This is a genomic window from Kitasatospora sp. NPDC057595, assembly GCF_042800875.1.
Taxonomy (GTDB): Bacteria; Actinomycetota; Actinomycetes; order Streptomycetales; family Streptomycetaceae; genus Kitasatospora.
Genome location: NZ_JBHVGL010000001.1, coordinates 608400 through 626063, shown reverse-complemented (window position 1 = coordinate 626063; position 17664 = coordinate 608400). Strand labels below are relative to the sequence as shown.

Genomic DNA, 17664 nt, shown 5'->3' with positions numbered 1-17664 from the left:
CGCATTGATCGGAAGCCATTATCCCGCATGCCACGGCCTGATGACCAACATCACTCTCGGCGCAACCACGTCCGGACCACCGCAATCCCGCACATTTTCCGGCATAAGCCCCGGCGCGGCGCCGGTCCGCGGGGCGCCGAAAGGTGCGATACCTCACACTCCCCAGGCGCCCGGGGACTCCGGCATCCTGGCAGCGACGATCAGAGCCGATCACGAGCAGGGGAGCCCTCACCCATGTCCGATTCCGTGCTGTACGAGCTGGACGGCGGCCTGGCCGTCATCACCCTCAACCGCCCCGAGGCGATGAACGCGCTGGACGTGGCGACCAAGGTGGCGCTGCGCGACACCGTGACCGCCGCCGCCGAGGACCCGGCGGTGCGGGCGGTGCTGCTGACCGGCGCGGGCGACCGGGCGTTCTGCGTCGGGCAGGACCTCAAGGAGCACCTGGGCCTGCTGAAGCGGGCCGAGGAGACCGGCGAGGGCGCGCTGAGGACCGTCGCCGAGCACTACAACCCGCTGCTGCGGGCGCTGGCCGGGATGCGCAAGCCGACGGTGGCGGCGGTCGGCGGGGTGGCGGCCGGCGCGGGCGCCTCGCTGGCCTTCGCCTGCGACTTCCGGATCCTCGCGGACACCGCCGGTTTCAACACGGCGTTCGCCGGGATCGCGCTGACCGCCGACTCCGGTGCGTCCTGGACGCTGCCGCGGCTGGTCGGGCACGCCAGGGCGACCGAGCTGCTGATGCTGCCGCGCACCGTGAAGGCGGCCGAGGCGATGGAGCTGGGCCTGGCCACCAAGGTCGTACCGGCCGCCGAACTGGCCGCCACCGCCCGGGTGTTCGCCAAGGAGCTGGCCGAGGGCCCGACGGTGGCGTACGGCGCGATCAAGGAGTCGCTGGCGTACGGCGCCGCGCACTCGCTGAGCGAGCTGCTCGACAAGGAGGACGAGCTGCAGACGCTGGCCGGCGAGAGCGAGGACCACCGGATCGCGGTGCGCGCCTTCATCGCCAAGGAGAAGCCGAAGTACCTCGGGCGGTAGGCGCTACCCCCGGAGGGCGGTCCGGACGTGGCAGTCGGCGAGGTGGTCGTCGACCAGTCCGCAGGCCTGCATCAGCGCGTACGCGGTGGTCGGGCCGACGAACCGGAAGCCGGCCTTCTTCAGGGCCTTGGCCAGCGCCGTCGACTCGGGCGTGACGGCCGGCACCTCGCCGAGCGTGCGGGGCGCCGGCCGGTCCGGGTCGCCGGCGAACTGCCAGATCAGCGCGTCCAGTCCGCCGTCGAGGTCGCGGGCGACCCCGGCGTTGGCGATCGACGCCTCGATCTTGGCCCGGTTGCGGATGATGCCGGTGTCGGCGAGCAGCCGCTCGACGTCGGCCGCGCCGAACTCCGCCACCTCGGCGATCCGGAAGCCGGCGAAGGCGGCCCGGAAGCCCTCCCGGCGGCGCAGGATGGTGATCCAGGACAGACCGGACTGGAAGGCCTCCAGGCAGACCCGCTCGAACAGCGCGTCGTCGCCGTGCACCGGGCGGCCCCACTCGGTGTCGTGGTAGACCCGGTAGTCGTCCGCCGAGTCTCCCCAGCCGCAGCGGCGCAGCCCGTCCGCGCCGAGGACGGCGCCGCCGGGCTCGGCACTCACTCCCGGCCCTCGGGCTCGGCGTCCGCGGGCCTCGCGCCCTCGGGGCCCGGTGCCGCGGCGGCCTTGGTGAGGGCGACGGCGGGCTCGACGACCCGGGCGAACTCCTCCAGGCCGGGCAGCGGCTCGGCCCCGGGCTCCGGGCGGTCGTCGGCCACGACGGCGCCGCGCACCGCGGCCAGCGCCTCCAGTTCGGCGATCCGCTCGTCGCGGTGGGCGAGTTCGGCACCCAGCCGGTCGAGGACGTCGTCCACCTCGTCCATCCGGTAGCCGCGCACGGCCATCGGCAGGCGCAGCGCCTCGACGTCGCCCTGGCCGAGCGGACGGTCCTGCGGCAGACGGGCGGAGATACGGTCCTGCACGGCCTCCGGCAGCGAACCGCCGCCGCCCAGCGCCACCAGCGCGGCACCGCCGACCACCACGGCCATCGCCGCCACGATCACCCAGAACACGAGCGGTCCTCCCGATTTTCCGGCCGGCCCCGACAGGAGTGGGATCATGGTCCCGATGGGCCGGGGGACATCATCGCACCCGCAGCAGCTGTGGAGGAGACATCGGTGGCACTGCGCCTGGGACCACGGGAATTCGGCGACGACGAGCTGGTGATCATGGCGATCGTCAACCGGACGCCCGACTCCTTCTTCGACAGGGGCGCGACCTTCGCCGACGAGGCCGCGTTCGCCGCGGCCGACCGCGCGATGGCCGAGGGCGCCGCGATCCTGGACATCGGCGGGGTGAAGGCCGGCCCCGGCGACGAGGTGACCGTCGAGGAGGAGCTGCGGCGCACCGTGCCGTTCGTCGCGGAGCTGCGCAAGCGCCACCCGGAGGCCGTGATCAGCGTCGACACCTGGCGGCACGAGGTCGGCGAGGCGGTCTGCGAGGTGGGCGCGGACCTGCTGAACGACGCCTGGGGCGGGGTGGACCCGCGGCTGGCCGAGGTGGCCGCCCGCCACGACGCCGGGCTGGTCTGCACCCACGCGGGCGGCGCCGAACCGCGCACCCGGCCGCACCGGGTCGGCTACCAGGACGTGATGGCGGACATCCTGCGGGTGACCGTCGGGCTGGCCGAGCGGGCGGTGGAGCTGGGCGTGCGGCGGGACGCGGTGATCATCGACCCGGGGCACGACTTCGGGAAGAACACCCGGCACTCGCTGGAGGCGACCCGGCGGCTGCCGGAGATGACCGCGACCGGCTTCCCGGTGCTGGTGTCGCTGTCCAACAAGGACTTCGTCGGCGAGACCCTCGACAAGCCGGTGGACGAGCGGCTGCTCGGCACGCTGGCCACCACGGCGGTCTCCGCCTGGCTGGGCGCCCGGGTGTACCGGGTGCACCAGGTGGCGGAGACGCGGCAGGTGCTGGACATGGTCGCCTCGATCCGCGGCACCCGCCCCCCGGCGGTCGCCCGCCGGGGACTGGCCTGAGGGGCAGAAGGAGCTAGATCTCCTCCGCCGGGCGGCGGGCGTCGGCGAGGATCTTCATGACCTCGTCGATCTCGTCGGTGACGTGGAACAGCTCCAGGTCGTGCGGGGCCGCCTTGCCCTGCGCGACCAGGGTGTTGCGCAGCCAGTCGACCAGCCCGCCCCAGTAGGCGCTGCCGAAGAGGATCACCGGGAAGCGGGTGACCTTCTTCGTCTGCACCAGGGTGAGCGCCTCGAACAGCTCGTCCAGCGTGCCGAGTCCGCCCGGCAGGACGACGAAGCCCTGGGCGTACTTCACGAACATCGTCTTGCGGACGAAGAAGTAACGGAAGTTCAGCCCGAGGTCGACGAACTCGTTGAGCCCCTGCTCGAAGGGCAGCTCGATGCCGAGCCCGACGCTGAGCCCGCCGGCGTCCGAGGCGCCGCGGTTGGCCGCCTCCATCGCGCCCGGACCGCCGCCGGTGATCACCGCATACCCGGCCTCGACCAGCGCCCGGCCGATCGCCACCCCCGCCGCGTACTCGGGCGAGTCGACCGCGGTCCGGGCGGAGCCGAAGACGCTGACCGCGGGCGGGAGTTCGGCCAGCGCGCCGAAGCCCTCGACGAACTCGGAGGTGATCCGCAGCACCCGCCACGGGTCCGTGTGCAGCCAGTCGGTGGGACCGGTGGTGTCCAGCAGGCGCTGGTCCGTGGTGCTCTCGCCGACCTGGTCCCGGCGCACCAGCACCGGGCCCTTCTGCTTCTCGGGCCACGCCTTCTTCACGCGCGGCTCGCCCACCTGCTCGGGGCCGTGCCCGTAGCGCTTCTCGTCTCCAGTGCCTGTCATGACGAAACCCTACGCCCGCCTCTCCCCTTTTTCAGGCAACGGTGGAAGGTCGGTTGGACGACCGGAAGATGGCCTGCCGCCGATGGCCGGACGGCCGGCTCAGGCCGTCAGCCAGGCGCGCAGCCGCTCCTCGGTCCGCGCGATGGCGCTCAGCGAGCAGTGCTCGTCCCGCTTGTGCGCCATGTTGGGGTCGCCCGGGCCGTAGTTGACCGCCGGGACGCCGAGCGCGCTGAACCGGGCCACGTCCGTCCAGCCGAACTTGGCGCGGGCGGTGCCGCCGGTCGCGGCGAGGAACGCCTGCGCGGCCGGCTGGTTGAGGCCGGGCAGCGCCCCCGGGGCGAAGTCGGTGACGGTGACCTCGAAGCCGTCGAAGACCTCGCGCACGTGCTTCTCGGCGTCGGCCTCGTCACGGTCCGGCGCGAAGCGGAAGTTGACCGTCACCACGCACTCGTCGGGGATGACGTTGCCGGCCACGCCGCCGTCGATGCGCACCGCGTTGAGGCCCTCGTGGTACTCGAGACCGTCGATCTCGACCAGGCGCGCCCGGTACTCGGAGAGCCGGCGCAGCACCTCGCCGGCCTTGTGGATGGCGTTGTCGCCGAGCCAGCTGCGGGCCGAGTGCGCGCGGACGCCGCCGAGCCGGATCTGCGCGCGCAGCGTGCCCTGGCAGCCGCCCTCGACGACCGCCCCGCTGGGCTCCATGAGCACCGCGAAGTCGGCGGCGAGCCAGTCGGGGTGGACCCGGGCGAGGTGGCCGAGGCCGTTGCGGTGGGCCTCCACCTCCTCGCAGTCGTAGAAGACGAAGGTGAGGTCCCGGTTGGGCTCGGGCAGGGTGGCGGCGAGCCGGAGCTGGACGGCGACGCCGGACTTCATGTCCGAGGTGCCGCAGCCGTGGAGCAGGTCGCCCTCGACCCAGGAGGGCACGTTGTCGGCGATCGGCACGGTGTCGATGTGGCCGGCCAGCACGACGCGCTCGGCGCGGCCGAGGCCGGTGCGGGCGACCACGTTGTTGCCGTACCGGTCGACGGTCAGGTGCGGGTAGGCGCGCAGGGCGGCCTCGATCGCGTCGGCGAGCGCCTGCTCGTCGCCGCTGACGGAGGGGAAGTCGACCAGCTGGGCGGTCAGCGCGCCGCCGTCGAGGGTGAGGTCCAGGGGCGTCTTCGGGCTGCTCATGGTTGCCCAGCCTAGTCGGGTCGCCGGCACCCCCTGTGGCAGTGCTGTGACAGGGCCGGAGGCAACCGTCCGTCACCGCACACCCGTCCGACTGGGTACGGTGTCGGTTCGGAGTGCTCGGCGGAGAGGGGCGGCGGTGGCGAGGCGAGAGGGCGGCGGCGGGGGCGAGGACGCGGCACCCCGGCGGCGCCGCAGGCCGCTGCGGGTGGTGCTGATCGGTCTGCTGGTGCTGGCCGTGGTCGCGGGGGCGCTGTTCTGGCTGCGCGACAACAAGCTGCTGACCCCCGAGGGCTGCTCGGTGAAGACGCCGGCCGGCGAGGGCACGCTGGAGGTCCCGCAGGCGGCCAACGCGGCGACCATCGCCGCCGTGGCGCACGCCCGCGGCCTGCCGGACCGGGCGGTGACCATCTCGCTGGCCACCGCGATGCAGGAGTCCAAGATCCGCAACCTGGCCGGCGGCGACCGGGACTCGGTGGGCCTGTTCCAGCAGCGGCCCTCGCAGGGCTGGGGCACCGTGCAGCAGATCATGGACCCGGTCTACGCGACCAACAAGTTCCTGGACGGCCTGGTCAAGGTGCCCGGTTACACCCGGCTGCCGCTGACCGACGCGGCCCAGCAGGTGCAGAAGAGCGGCTACCCGCAGGCCTACGCCAAGCACGAGACCAAGGCCACCCTGCTGGCCTCCGCGCTGACCGGCCGCGAGGCGGCCTCGCTGAACTGCGTGGTGCACGACTTCGCCGAGCCGGACACCGACGAGGAGAGCGCGGCCCCGGCCGCGCCGGCCGGGGCCGCGCCCGCCTCCGGTGCCGCGACGCCGGCCGGCCCGGACCGGGCCCAGGTGCTGAGCGACCGGGTGCGCCGCGAGTTCGGCCGCACGGTGACCCCGGCCACCGGCTACTCCTCCACCGTCAAGGGCGCGGAGAACGCCGTCTCGCTGACCCCGGACCCGACCGCGTCCACCGACTCCGGCCCGGACGCCGAGCGGCAGAACGGCTGGGCGGTGGCGCACTGGGCGGTGACGCAGGCGCAGAAGCTGGGCATCGAGACCGTCGCGTACGACGGGAAGATCTGGCGGAAGGCGAAGTCCGAGGACGGCTGGAAGCCGCAGCCGACCGGCACCTCGACCAAGCTGGTGCTGGTCTCGCTGGCCGCCCCCGCGAAGGGCTGACGGCCGCCGGAGGCGGCGGGCCCGGGGCGTTGACGCACTGGTGTCCGGGTTGCCGCCGACCGGGTGATTCGCGTCAATCGCGGTGGACGGCGGGCCGGCCGGGGCGGACGGGGCGCAGAACCGTCACTCCCCTTGGCCCGTCGCGGGCGCGCACCTTCGGTCCGGGACCCGGCGCACCCCTCCCAGCGGTCCTACCATCCGATCGTCGACCCGGCGTTTTCCTTGCACGGGCCGAAACCTTCTGGCTTCTCAAGCGGTAACAACGTCGTCCGCCCGGCGGACGGGACGGACCCAGACCCCTCCGAGGAGCCCCATGTCTCACCCCCTCACGCGCCGGATCGCCCAGGCCGCGCTGCTCGTGGCGGCCGGCGCGACCCCGCTGGTCGCGGCCGGCTCCGCGTCCGCCGTCGACGCCCTGCTGCCGAAGGGCGACCTGGCCGCGCCGCTGGGCCAGCTCACCAACACCGACGCCGGGTCCACCCTCCAGCACACCACCCACCAGCTGGGCCAGGCGGCCGGGAACACCGGCGCCGCCACCGTCGCCTCGGGCGTGCCCGCCGCGGCCGACGCGACCGGCAACATCGTCGCCCAGCAGCTGCCCGAGGCGAACGAGAAGGCCGGCTCGCTGACCGCCCCGGTCGACCAGACCGCCGCCACCACCGGCGAGCTCTCCCGCGTCGCCCCGAAGGTCGCCCAGGCGCTGGCCGGCAAGCTCGGCGAGGCCGTCACCGGCAAGAGCGCCACCCCGCAGCGCAGCTCGCACGCCGGTCTCGGCCCGGTCGGCGAGCTCGCCCCGGCCGCCGGCACCGTCACCGGCGCCGTGCCGGGCGGCAGCGGGGTCGCCCAGGCGATCCCCAGCACCACCACCGTCACCGACGCGCTGCCGCTCGGCACGGTCACCCGGGCGCTGCCCGCCGACCTGCCCGGCGCCGACGTGCTGGGCCTCGCCGAGCACGGGTCGGCCAACCGCCTCGGCGGTGCCGACCTCGGCGCGAACAGCCCGCTGAACGGCCTGGGCGGCCTGACCAGCGCGCTCGGCCCGCTCAGCGGCCTGCTGGGCGGCCTCAACGGCGGTTCGCTGGGCGGCCTGCCGATCGGCTGAGCCCGCACCGGCACCGGCCGAGCGCACACCGGCCGGACCCGCCCGCACAGCGGCGAGGGGCCGGCGTCCGGAAACCCGGACGCCGGCCCCTCGCACGCGCGCCTCCGGCTACCGTGCCCCGGCCGCCGCGCGCAGCCGCTCGACGGCCGCCGCGACCCGCTCGTCGGTCGCGGTGAACGCGACCCGCACGAACCGCCCGCCGGCCGGACCGTAGAAGTCCCCGGGCGCCACCAGGATGCCCAGCCCGGCCAGCTCGGCCACGGTCTCCCAGCACGGCCGGTCCTGGGTCGCCCACAGGTAGAGGCTGGCCTCCGAGTGCTCGATCCGGAAGCCGTACGCCTCCAGCGCCGCCCGCAGCGCCGCGCGCCGGGCCGCGTAGCGCTCCCGCTGCTCGGCCACGTGCGCGTCGTCCCCGAGCGCGGCGGCCGTGGCCGCCTGCACCGGGGCCGGCACGATCATGCCGCCGTGCTTGCGCACCTCCAGCAGCTCCCTGACCACCACCGGGTCGCCCGCCACGAAGGACGCGCGGTAACCGGCCAGGTTGGAGCGCTTGGACAGCGAGTGCACCGCGAGCAGGCCCTCGTGGCCGCCCTCGCCGCACACCTCGGGGTGCAGCACGGACACCGGCTCGGCCTCCCAGCCGAGCTCCAGGTAGCACTCGTCGCTGACCAGCAGCACCCGGTGCTCGCGCGCCCACTCCACCGCGCGGCGCAGCTCCCGCGCACCGAGCACCCGCCCGGTCGGGTTGGACGGCGAGTTGACCCACAGCAGGCGCACCCGGGAGCCGTCCAGCTCGTCCACCGAGTCGTACTCGACCGGCTCGGCGCCGCACAGCCGCGCGCCCACCTCGTAGGTCGGGTAGGCCAGCCGCGGGTAGGCGACCTGGTCGCCGGGGCCGAGGCCCAGCTGGGTCGGCAGCCAGGCGACCAGCTCCTTGGAGCCGACGGTCGGCAGGACGGCCTGCGGACCGATCTCGGCGCCGAGCCGGCGGTGCAGCCAGCCGGCGATCGCCTCGCGCAGCTCGGTCGGCCCCCAGACCGTCGGGTAGCCGGGTGTGTCGGTGGCGGCCGCGAGGGCCTTCTGGATCACCTCGGGCACCGGGTCGACCGGGGTGCCGACGGAGAAGTCGCAGAGCCCGCCGGGGTGGGTCAGCGCGGTCGCCTTGTACGGCTCCAGCTTGTCCCAGGGGAACACCGGCAGCAGGTCGGAAACGCGGCGCGCCGCTCCCGGGTGGCCCGGGAACGGCGCGTGCGTGCTGTTCTTGGTAGTCACAGCTCAGTTGCCACCAGTCGTCAGTGGTCGGCGTTCTGCGGCGGCAGAGCGGCGATGAACGGGTGGTCGCGCTCGATCAGGCCGAGCTTCGAGGCACCACCGGGCGAACCGAGGTCGTCGAAGAACTCGACGTTCGCCTTGTAGTAGTCCTTCCACTCCTCCGGCGTGTCGTCCTCGTAGAAGATCGCCTCGACCGGGCAGACCGGCTCACAAGCGCCACAGTCGACACACTCATCCGGGTGGATGTAGAGCGATCGCTCGCCCTCGTAGATGCAGTCAACCGGGCACTCTTCGATGCACGCCTTGTCCTTGACGTCGACACAAGGCTGCGCGATGACGTAGGTCACGCTGTCGTTCCTCCTCGGAAGGGCTCGGCGGCCCATTCTGTTTTCTCGCGTGCGCGGGTGAGCGCGGCGTCGTCGATGCCCGCCCCTAGTATCGCGGGTCGGAGACCGCAAATGCACAGGAGGTGCCCAGATGGCCGCCGAAGGGCCGGTTCAGGACCGTCCGGAGGTCCGGATAGATCGCTCTGACGTGGGCCGCCGGGTCAGTGTTCGACGGCTCGCCGGGTTCGCCGACGACAACCGGCCAGTGTTCCGCGATGTGATCGGTGTGCTCGCATCCTGGGACGCCGACGGGCTCACGGTGGTGCCGCGGTCCGGCGATCCGGTCTCCTTCGACGAGAAGCTGCTGGTCGCGGGCAAGGCCGTGCCGCTCTTCCCGGCCCGGCGCGCACCGCTGCCGCCGACCGGTCCGGCCGAGCTCCAGCGGATCGCCGCCCGCGGCTGGCCCGCCGTCGAGCAGGAACCGCTGGGCGCCTGGACGCTGCGTGCCTCGGCCGGGTTCACCCGGCGCGCCAACTCCGTGCAGGCGCTCGGCGACCCCGGCATGCCCCTGGACGAGGCGCTCACCACCGCGCGCCGGTGGTACGCGGCGCGCGGCCTGCCGGCCTGGGTGGAGGTCAGCACCCCCGGCTCGCCGGACGCGCTGCGCGCCGAGCTGGACCGGCTGGGCGCCGGGTACGCGCCGACCCTGGTCCGGACGGCCGGGCTGGCGCCGCTGACCCGGCTCGGCGACCCGGCCGGCCGGGACCGGGTGCGGCTGGCCCGGACCGCCTCGCGCGACTGGATGTCGCTGTACCGGCGGGTGACCGACGACCCGGCGGTGGAGCGGGCCGCCCGCACGGTGATCCACGGCGGCCCCTCGGTCTGGTTCGCGACCGTGCACGACACCCGCGGCACCGGGAGCGGGGAGGGCGGCACCCCGCCGGTCCTCGCCGTCGGACGCTGCGTCATCGACGGACCGTGGGCCTGCTTCGGCGCCATCGAGGTGGCACCGGCGGCCCGCCGCCGGGGACTCGCCACGGCGGTGATGGCGGTGCTCGCCGCCCGGGCCGCCGAGGAGGGCGCGAGCGGCGCGTACCTGCAGGTGGAGGCGGAGAACGCCGGGGCGATCGCGCTCTACGACCGATTGGGCTTCACGACCAGTCACACTTACCACTACGCGCTCCTGCCCCAGGGGTAGGGCGCCGCCGCCGGAACCCGGGGCCCCGGGAGCTGGTACCCGGAACCCGCGACCGCCTGTCCGCCCGCCCTACGAAAGCCGCCGCCACCGCCGTGACCGAGCAGAGCAGAGCACGCTTCCGGACCGAGGCCCGGGCCGAGCAGCCCGATCCGGTGCTGCTCTGCCTGCTCGCCGCCGCCGAGCACACCCCCGGCCCCGACCCCGCGGACCCCGACGACCCCCAGGGCCAGCCCTCCGTCGACGCCCTGCTCGCCGCCTGCGCGGCGGCCCTGGAGCGGCACGCGGCCGCCGTCCGGCACGCCGTCGCCGAGCGGGCCCCGGCCGGTCCGGAGGAGACCGCCGCCCTGCTGGCCGCCGTCCTCGGCGGGCGGGAGCGCTTCCACGGGCGCATGTCCGACTACCGGCGGCTGGAGTCCTCGCTGCTGCCCGACGTGCTGCGGCGCCGGCGCGGACTGCCGATCATGCTCGCGCTGGTCTGGTCCGCCGTCGCCCGCCGGGCCGGACTCACCGTGCACGGCATCGCCCTGCCCGGCCATTTCATCGTCGCGGTCGGCGGGCCCGCCGGCGGCGAGGAGTACGTCCTGGCCGACCCCTTCCACGGCGGCCGGCTGCTCGACCTCGACGACGTGGCCCGGCTGGTGCGCGCCGCCGGGCAGGAGTTCACGCCCGAGCTGCTCACGCCCGCGCAGCCGCTGGACGTCGTCCTGCGGGTGCTCGGCAACATCCGCACCTGGGCCGCCGACCGCCCCGAGCACGCCCGCACCCAGCTGTGGGCCACCGAACTCGCCCTGCTGCTCCCCCGCCACCCGGCCCAGCTCCGGCTCGAACGCGCCGAGCTGCTGGTGCGCACCGGCGACTTCCTGGGCGGGGCGAAGGAGATGGACGAGTACGCCGGAATCCTGGACGCCTTCGACCCGGACGCCGCCGCCAAGGTCCGCCAGGAGGCCCGGGCCGCCCGCCACCGGCTGAACTGAGCCTCCCCGGACCCTAGAGCCAGCCCTTCTCCCGGGCGATCCGGACCGCCTCGGCGCGGTTGCGGGCCTCGGTCTTCTGGATCGCCATCGAGAGGTAGTTGCGCACCGTGCCCTCCGACAGGTGCAGCCGCGCGGCGATGTCCGCGTTCACCGCGCCGTCCGCCGCGGCGGCCAGCACGTCCCGCTCGCGGGCGGTCAGCGGGTTCGCCCCCTCGGCCAGCGCGGCCGCGGCCAGCACCGGGTCGATCACCCGCTCGCCGCGCAGCACCCGGCGGATCGCCTCGGCCAGCTCGGCGGCCGGGGCGTCCTTCACCAGGAAGGCGTCCGCGCCCGACTCCATCGCCCGCCGCAGATAGCCGGGCCGGCCGAAGGTGGTCGCGATCACCACCCTGGTCTGCGGCCGGTGCGCGCGCAGCAGCGCCGCCGCCTCGATCCCGGTCATCCCCGGCATCTCGATGTCCAGCACCGCCACCTGCACGTCGTGCGCGACCGCCGCGTCCAGCACCTCGTCGCCGCGGCCCACCTGGGCGACGACGTCGATGTCCCCCTCCAGCCCGAGCAGCGCGGCCAGCGCCTCCCGGACCATCCCCTGGTCCTCCGCCAGCAGCACCCGCACCGAGGGCCGGTCCTTCCGAATCTCACTCATGGCGCCCGACCCTACGGCGTCCCGGCCGGGAGCGGCCGGACCAGGAGCACCCCCGGCTCCGGGCCGACGACGGTCAGCCGGATCTCGGTCCCGTCCACCACGGTCGGCCGGGCCGGGGGCTGCTTCGGCTCCTCCGTGAACCGCGCCACCAGCCACGCCCGCTGCGGCGCCGGCAGTTTCCCGTCCAGGGCGAGGTCCGCGGCCTCCGCGAGGTCGTTCGCCGCCGCCGCCGACATGCCGCCCCGCACGGTGAACAGCACGTGCCGCGACCGGCCGGCCGGGTCGGCCTGGATCAGGAACAGCAGCTGGTACCCGCCGGGGCGCGTCGTCATCCCCTCGTACTTGGTGTGCGGCGGCACACCGGTCGCCGGCGGGGGCGACGGCCGCACGCTCGAATGGACCTCGAAGCCCCACCGCGTGCGCAGCAGCCCCGCCAGCTCCCCGGCGATCGGGCCCGGCAGCGCCTCCCCGTCCCAGTGCGGGGTCGGCGTGGGCGTGGTCCTGACGCTCGCCGCGGCCGGGGTCGGCGGCGGTGGCGCGGCCTTCGGCCCCGTCCAGCCGCAGCCCGCCGCCCCCGTCAGCACCGCCACCAGCAGAACCCCCGACAGCCCGGCGCGCCGGGTCCGTTCGTCCACCCCCATGCCGCCGCAGCCTACTCACCGAGGCCCCTTGAGTCTCCCCCGGGGGGAGACGCCAAGCTGGGGGCCATGCGGGACGACGAACTCGACAACACCCTGTACTCCATCGGCGAGTTGGCCCGGCGCACCGGACTGACGGTGAAGGCCGTCCGGTTCTACGCCGACTCCGGGCTCGTCCCGCCCACCGCCCGCACCGCGGCCGGCTACCGCCTCTTCGACGTGCGGGCGCCGGCCCGGCTCGACCTGGTCCGCACCCTGCGGGAACTGGGTCTCGACCTGGCCACGATCCGGCGGGTGCTGGACCGTTCCGCCCCGCTGCGCGAGGTGGCCGCCGCGCACGCCGACGCGCTGGACGTGCAGATCCGCACGCTCCGGCTGCGCCGGACGGTGCTGCGGGCGATCGCCGAACGCGGTTCCACCACCGAGGAGATGAGACGCATGCACCAGCTCGCGAAGCTGTCCGACGCCGAACGCCGGCGCCTGGTCAACGACTTCATCGACGCCGCCTTCGGCGGCCTGGACGCCAATCCGGAGTTCGTCGCGATGATGCGCTCCGCGATGCCCGGGCTGCCGGACGAGCCGTCGGCCGAACAGATCGACGCCTGGGTCGAGTTGGGCGAACTCGTGCAGGACGAGGACTTCCGCGCCGCGGTCCGCCGGATGGCCGCCCACCAGGCGGCCGAGCGGGCGGCCGGCGACGACACCGGTCTGCACGGCGCCCTCTCCGAGACCGTCCGCACCACCGTGGCCGCCGCCCTCGCCGCCGGCGTCGCCCCCGACTCCCCCGCCGCCGCCCCCGCCCTCGACTCCCTGACCGCCGCCTACGCCGCCACCTTCGGCCGCCCCGACGACGCCGCCCTGCGTGCCTGGATCCTCGACCGCGTCGAGACCGCCGACGACCCCCGCGCCGAGCGCTACTGGCAGCTCCTCGCCATCATCAACGGCTGGCCGGCCCAGGAGAGCCTCCATGACGTCTCCGCCTGGTTCACCACCGCCCTGCGGGCCTCGCTGGAGTAGGAAGTCGGACCGGCCGACTTCCTGCTCCACGCCGGCGTAACTCGGTTGCGCCCGCCGCGCTTTCGGAGTGGCATGCGGGGAGGATCCGAGAGGAAGGCGGTCGGGGATGGGCGTGGAGTGGCGGGAGATGCTCCCGGACAGCGAGGCGGCGGCGGTCCTGGCGGTGGTGCGGCGGTGCCTGGCGGTGGACGGGGGGCTGCCGGTGGCGGGCGAGCCGTCCTTCGTCGAAGGGCGGTACGGCGGCCCGGGGGCCGTCCGGATCGGGGCCTACGAGGACGGGAGGCTGGTGGCCTGCGGGGCGGCGCGGCCCCACGCCGGCCGCTGGTCGCTGGTGGGGGCGGTGGATCCGGACTTCCGCGGCCGCGGGCTCGGCGGGGAGCTGCTGGACCGGCTGATGACGGCGGCGCCGGCTGTCGGCCAGGTGGAGACGGAGGCGCTGACGCCCGCCGCCGAGCAGCTGTTCCGCTCGCGGGGGCTGCGGCAGGTGTTCGCCGAGGACGTCCTCCGGCTCGGCTCCCGGGTGCCGCTGCCGGCGGTGCCGTGGCCGGACGGGGTGCGGGTGGAGGAGTGGGGGGAGGCGAGCAGGGGGGCGTTCTACGCGGCGTACTGCGCGTCGTTCGCGGACCGGCCGGGCTTCCCCGGCCTGACGCTGGAGCAGTGGGTGGGCTGGCTGGTCGAGGACGACTTCCGGCCCGACGCCTCGCTGGTGGCGCGGGACGGGGCGGGCACACCGGTCGGGTTCGCGGTCTGCGCCGAGGGGTTCCTGGTCCAGCTCGGGACCGCGCCCGGGTGGCGGCGCCGGGGGCTCGGACGGGCGCTCGCCTCGGCGGCGCTGGATCGCCTGCGGGCGGCCGGGGAGGTGGACGTGTTCCTGGACGTGAACGTGGACAACCCCGCGTCCGCGGCCCTGTTCCGGGGGCTGGGCTTCACCGGGGCCGGTCGGCGGGCCCGGTTCGGCCGCCGGTAGGAGCCGTTCCGGCACCGGGGCCGCCGGCCTCGGTGAAGGCGGCGCAGGGGATCAGCGAGAGGAGCAGGACGACGAGCACCAGTGCGGCGGGCTTCGGCATGCCCGTCATGCTGCCCGCGACCGGGACCGGCGGCACCACGCCGGTGCGGGGAGGGCGGAGAGTTCCTCCGCGCGGACCACTAGGGCGTCGGGACGGAGGCCGTGCGCAGCGGCACCGCGGCCCGCAGCCGGAAGCCCCTGCCCCGCTCCCCCGGCCCGGTCTCCAGCCGGCCGCCGACCAGCGCGAGCCGCTCCGCCAGGCCGGAGAGCCCGTTGCCCGGGTGGGACTTGCCCGGACCGGGGCCGTCGTCGGTGATCTCCAGCACGGCGTAGCGCTCTCCGTCGCCTTCCCAGGCCTCGTCGGCCCGGACGGTGCAGACGGTGGCGCCCTCGCCGTGCCGGACGACGTTGGTGACCGCCTCGCGCAGCGCCCAGGCGAGCGCGCCCGCCTCCTCGGCGGCCAGGCCCGGCCAGGCGTCCGGCAGGTCCGGCGCGGCGTCCAGCCTGACCTGGGCGGCCGCCAGCGCGGTGCGGGCGGCGGCGAGTTCGACCGGCAGGGTGGGCCGGCGGAAGCCGGTGACGGCCTCCCGGACGTCGATCAGCGACTGCCGGGCGACCGTCTCGATGTCGGCGACCTGCGCCCGCGCCGCCTCGTCCTTGCCCGCGTCCATGAGGCGCCCGGCCAGCTCGCTCTTCAGGGTGATCAGCGACAGCGAGTGCCCCAGCAGGTCGTGCAGGTCGCGGGCGAGCCGCAGCCGCTCCTCGGAGGCGGCCAGGTGGGCGACGGCGGCGCGGGCCTCGCGCAGCTCCTTCATGGTGGCGACCAGGCGCTGCAGCCCGCTCATCGCGGCGCCCGCGAGGAAGGCGCTGAGCGTGAAGGTCCACACGCTGTCCATGTCGGCGTGGGCCAGCAGGCCGACCCCGGCGGTGAGAGCCGCCATGGCGAGCAGCGCGCGCAGCACGTACCGCGCCGGTGTGATGATCGCGACGCAGACCGAGGCGTAGATGAACAGGGACAGGAAGGCGGTGCCGAGGACGAAGGTGGACGTCACGGCGAGCCCGACCATCCCCGCGACGACCGCCCGGCAGGTCCGCGGCCGCATCCCGGGCATCGAGCGGAGGACCACCAGCAGGACGTAGCCGACGACGAAGGCCACCAGGCAGACCCAGCCGAGCACGGTGGCGCCCGTGCCGTGGCCGCCGTTCAGCAGGTCGCCCACCGGGTAGGCCAGGTAGATCATCCACAGCAGCATCCAGGAGACCTTGACCAGCAGCTGCCGCCCGGTCTCCACCGGGGCACCGGGGACGTTCATGAACGACACCCGCGCCACCCCCGCCTCCGGCTGTTCGTCGGCGGGGCGGGTCGGACGCGGATCGCTCATGTCGATCATCATGCCTGCCGGGTGTCGCGGCGGTACAGCGCCGCCGCGGCGGCGGCGAACACGGCGAGGAAGGCGGCCAGCCCGGCGACGGCGGCCATGTCCAGGGTGTGCCCGGGCCGGGTGAAGCCCGCCAGCTCGTTGTAGAGGTACACCGGGTTGAACCGGGCGAAGCGCTCCAGCGAGCCGCTCACCGGGAACCAGGTGCCGCCGAACAGCGCCATCACCATGTAGGTGATCATCACGATCGTCTGCACCGAGTCCGGCGCGGCCGCGTAGCCGAGCGCCACCCCAAGCGCGGCGAACACGAAGCTGCCCAGCCAGAGCGCGAGCGCCAGGCCGATCCACTGCCCCGCGCCCAGCGAGACGCCCTGGCTCGCGCCGACCGCGAAGACCACCAGGATCGCGGGCAGCGTGGTCACCGCACTGGCCGCGATCTTGCCGAGGGTGTACGCGCGGCCGGGCAGCGCGGTCAGCCGCAGCTGGCGCACCCAGCCGCTCTTGCGCTCCAGCGAGATCCGCTGGGCGCTGCCGGTCAGCACCGCGCCGACCGCGCCGAAGGTGGCCATCGAGACCATGAAGTAGGTCTTCACCGGCAGGCCGCCGGCGAGGTCGGTGGTGCCGTAGGCGTGGATGAAGAAGAAGTACATCAGCGCCGGGTAGGCGACGGTGAAGAGCAGGTAGCGGCGGTTGCGGAAGGTCCGCAGGATCTCCAGGCGGATCAGGGTGGTCATCGCGCACTCTCCAGGGCGGTCTCGGCGGACTCGGCGGACTCGGTGGACGAGGCGGCGTCCTGCTCGCCGGTGATGGTCAGGAAGGCCTGCTCCAGGCCCAGCCCGGTGACCTCCAGGCCACGCGGGTACAGGCCCGCCCGGTAGAGGGCGGCGACGGCGGCGTCCGCGTCGGCGGCCCGGATCCGCACCGTCCGCACGCCGGGCACCCGGGCCGTGGTCTCCAGCCCCTGGACGCCGGGCAGCAGGCGCAGCGCGGCGTCGTCGAACGCGCCGTCCGCCTCGTGCAGCTCGAAGGCGATCCGGCGGACGCCGGCCCGGGCCTTGATCTCGGCGGAGCTGCCGTCGGCGATCAGCCGGCCACGGTGCAGGACGAGCACCCGGTCGGCGATCGAGTCCGCCTCCTCCAGGTAGTGGGTGGCGAACAGGACGGTGCGCCCGGCGTCGGCCTGCGCCCGCATGCTCGCCCAGAAGGCCTGCCGGACCGAGACGTCCATACCGGTGGTGGGCTCGTCCAGGACGATGAGGTCGTTGGCGCCGGCGACGGCGAGGGCGAAGCGGACCCGCTGCTCCTGGCCGCCGGAGAGCCGGTCGACGCGGCGCTCGGCGAGGTCGGTGATGCCCGCGTCGGCGAGCACCTCGGCGACGGCCCGGCCGCGCGGGTGGACGTCGCAGGCGAGCCGCACCAGTTCGCGGACCTTGACGTCGGCCATCAGGCCGCCGCTCTGCAGCATCGCGCCGACCCGGCCGGCCGTGATCGCGGCCCGCGGGGTGCCGCCGAACAGCGTGACGCTGCCGCGGTCGGGCTCGCGCAGGCCGAGCAGCAGGTCGAGGCTGCTGGACTTGCCGGCCCCGTTCGGGCCCAGCAGGGCGACGGTCTCGCCCGGCCGCAGGACGAGGTCGAGGCCGTCCACGGCCCGCACCCGCCCGTAACTCTTGCTGACGCCCCGGAAGGCGGCGACTTCTCCCGCACCCATGGCCCTGGTCCTCCCTGCTGGTCCCGTGCTTGCCCCATCAGGGTCCCGCCGGGCCGGGGTGCGGCGGCAGTGGCCGCCGTCGTGGGGGGGGGGGGGTGGGGGGGATAGGAGAAAGAACCGGCCCCCGCCCCCACCCCACGCCAACCAGAACACCAAGACCCCGGTCACAAGGAGCGGGGAGGAC

General features: G+C 74.9%; 20 protein-coding genes. 8 read left to right on the top strand and 12 right to left on the bottom strand.

What is annotated here, in order from left to right; all coding sequences use genetic code 11:
- Window positions 1–234 precede the first annotated feature (234 nt).
- Window positions 235–1035 carry an enoyl-CoA hydratase-related protein gene (locus ACFU9E_RS02720; RefSeq protein WP_380686365.1) on the top strand — a complete coding sequence of 267 codons (801 nt, stop codon included), beginning with the start codon at window positions 235–237 and terminating at the stop codon, window positions 1033–1035.
- Window positions 1036–1038: 3 nt separating this feature from the next.
- Here the strand turns inward: ACFU9E_RS02720 and ACFU9E_RS02715 are convergent, their stop codons facing one another.
- Together ACFU9E_RS02715 and ACFU9E_RS02710 are read right to left on the bottom strand one after the other, a co-directional pair.
- The gene (locus ACFU9E_RS02715) at window positions 1039–1632 is read right to left on the bottom strand and encodes a DNA-3-methyladenine glycosylase I (protein ID WP_380686363.1); all 594 of its coding nucleotides are present in this window, start codon (window positions 1630–1632) and stop codon (window positions 1039–1041) included.
- Window positions 1629–2081: a DivIVA domain-containing protein gene (locus tag ACFU9E_RS02710; protein WP_380686361.1), complete on the bottom strand. Its 453-nt coding sequence runs from the start codon at window positions 2079–2081 to the stop codon at window positions 1629–1631. The genes ACFU9E_RS02715 and ACFU9E_RS02710 overlap by 4 nt, the downstream gene beginning before the upstream one ends.
- Window positions 2082–2237: 156 nt before the next feature.
- Between ACFU9E_RS02710 and folP the strand changes: the two genes are divergently transcribed.
- The gene (gene folP, locus ACFU9E_RS02705) at window positions 2238–3050 is read left to right on the top strand and encodes a dihydropteroate synthase (RefSeq protein WP_355364020.1); all 813 of its coding nucleotides are present in this window, start codon (window positions 2238–2240) and stop codon (window positions 3048–3050) included.
- A 13-nt stretch (window positions 3051–3063) separates the two neighbouring features.
- Here the strand turns inward: folP and ACFU9E_RS02700 are convergent, their stop codons facing one another.
- Together ACFU9E_RS02700 and dapE are read right to left on the bottom strand one after the other, a co-directional pair.
- On the bottom strand, window positions 3064–3873 hold the full coding sequence (locus tag ACFU9E_RS02700; RefSeq protein ID WP_380686359.1) for a TIGR00730 family Rossman fold protein: 810 nt from the start codon (window positions 3871–3873) through the stop codon (window positions 3064–3066).
- A gap of 99 nt (window positions 3874–3972) precedes the next feature.
- Window positions 3973–5046: a succinyl-diaminopimelate desuccinylase gene (gene dapE, locus ACFU9E_RS02695; RefSeq protein WP_380686357.1), complete on the bottom strand. Its 1074-nt coding sequence runs from the start codon at window positions 5044–5046 to the stop codon at window positions 3973–3975.
- Between the two features lie 136 nt (window positions 5047–5182).
- Between dapE and ACFU9E_RS02690 the strand changes: the two genes are divergently transcribed.
- Both ACFU9E_RS02690 and ACFU9E_RS02685 read left to right on the top strand, forming a co-directional pair.
- The gene (locus ACFU9E_RS02690; protein WP_380714713.1) at window positions 5183–6214 is read left to right on the top strand and encodes a hypothetical protein; all 1032 of its coding nucleotides are present in this window, start codon (window positions 5183–5185) and stop codon (window positions 6212–6214) included.
- A gap of 313 nt (window positions 6215–6527) precedes the next feature.
- Window positions 6528–7316, top strand: coding sequence for a hypothetical protein (locus tag ACFU9E_RS02685; protein ID WP_380690284.1), 789 nt, complete (start codon window positions 6528–6530; stop codon window positions 7314–7316).
- A gap of 108 nt (window positions 7317–7424) precedes the next feature.
- Here ACFU9E_RS02685 and dapC read toward each other — a convergent pair whose 3' ends face one another.
- Window positions 7425–8588 carry a succinyldiaminopimelate transaminase gene (gene dapC / locus ACFU9E_RS02680; RefSeq protein ID WP_380685352.1) on the bottom strand — a complete coding sequence of 388 codons (1164 nt, stop codon included), beginning with the start codon at window positions 8586–8588 and terminating at the stop codon, window positions 7425–7427.
- Window positions 8589–8608: 20 nt separating this feature from the next.
- Window positions 8609–8935 carry a ferredoxin gene (gene fdxA / locus ACFU9E_RS02675; protein WP_030061559.1) on the bottom strand — a complete coding sequence of 109 codons (327 nt, stop codon included), beginning with the start codon at window positions 8933–8935 and terminating at the stop codon, window positions 8609–8611.
- Window positions 8936–9200: 265 nt separating this feature from the next.
- Here fdxA and ACFU9E_RS02670 point away from each other — a divergent pair, with 265 nt between their 5' ends.
- Both ACFU9E_RS02670 and ACFU9E_RS02665 read left to right on the top strand, forming a co-directional pair.
- On the top strand, window positions 9201–10112 hold the full coding sequence (locus ACFU9E_RS02670; protein WP_380685350.1) for a GNAT family N-acetyltransferase: 912 nt from the start codon (window positions 9201–9203) through the stop codon (window positions 10110–10112).
- A gap of 92 nt (window positions 10113–10204) precedes the next feature.
- Complete coding sequence (locus tag ACFU9E_RS02665) at window positions 10205–11086, top strand: transglutaminase family protein (RefSeq protein WP_380685348.1); 882 nt, start codon at window positions 10205–10207, stop codon at window positions 11084–11086.
- 13 nt (window positions 11087–11099) lie between these two features.
- Here the strand turns inward: ACFU9E_RS02665 and ACFU9E_RS02660 are convergent, their stop codons facing one another.
- Entirely contained in the window at window positions 11100–11732 is a 633-nt protein-coding gene (locus tag ACFU9E_RS02660; RefSeq protein ID WP_380685346.1) for a response regulator, read from the bottom strand.
- Between the two features lie 11 nt (window positions 11733–11743).
- Window positions 11744–12373, bottom strand: a complete 630-nt coding sequence (locus ACFU9E_RS02655; RefSeq protein WP_380685344.1) for a hypothetical protein — start codon at window positions 12371–12373, stop codon at window positions 11744–11746.
- A gap of 66 nt (window positions 12374–12439) precedes the next feature.
- Here ACFU9E_RS02655 and ACFU9E_RS02650 point away from each other — a divergent pair, with 66 nt between their 5' ends.
- Together ACFU9E_RS02650 and ACFU9E_RS02645 are read left to right on the top strand one after the other, a co-directional pair.
- Window positions 12440–13387 (top strand): MerR family transcriptional regulator, encoded by a 948-nt coding sequence (locus ACFU9E_RS02650; RefSeq protein ID WP_380685343.1) that lies wholly within the window; start codon window positions 12440–12442, stop codon window positions 13385–13387.
- 106 nt (window positions 13388–13493) lie between these two features.
- Window positions 13494–14354, top strand: coding sequence for a GNAT family N-acetyltransferase (locus ACFU9E_RS02645; protein WP_380685341.1), 861 nt, complete (start codon window positions 13494–13496; stop codon window positions 14352–14354).
- Here the strand turns inward: ACFU9E_RS02645 and ACFU9E_RS02640 are convergent.
- From ACFU9E_RS02640 to ACFU9E_RS02625, 4 genes are all read right to left on the bottom strand, one after another.
- A complete protein-coding gene (locus ACFU9E_RS02640) occupies window positions 14314–14454 on the bottom strand; it encodes a hypothetical protein (protein WP_380685338.1) in 141 nt (46 codons plus the stop codon). The two genes, ACFU9E_RS02645 and ACFU9E_RS02640, sit on opposite strands and share 41 nt — an antisense overlap.
- A gap of 79 nt (window positions 14455–14533) precedes the next feature.
- Window positions 14534–15775 carry a sensor histidine kinase gene (locus ACFU9E_RS02635; RefSeq protein WP_380685335.1) on the bottom strand — a complete coding sequence of 414 codons (1242 nt, stop codon included), beginning with the start codon at window positions 15773–15775 and terminating at the stop codon, window positions 14534–14536.
- An 8-nt stretch (window positions 15776–15783) separates the two neighbouring features.
- Window positions 15784–16506 (bottom strand): ABC transporter permease, encoded by a 723-nt coding sequence (locus tag ACFU9E_RS02630; protein ID WP_380685333.1) that lies wholly within the window; start codon window positions 16504–16506, stop codon window positions 15784–15786.
- Complete coding sequence (locus tag ACFU9E_RS02625; protein ID WP_380685331.1) at window positions 16503–17480, bottom strand: ABC transporter ATP-binding protein; 978 nt, start codon at window positions 17478–17480, stop codon at window positions 16503–16505. The genes ACFU9E_RS02630 and ACFU9E_RS02625 overlap by 4 nt, the downstream gene beginning before the upstream one ends.
- Window positions 17481–17664: the final 184 nt, after the last annotated feature.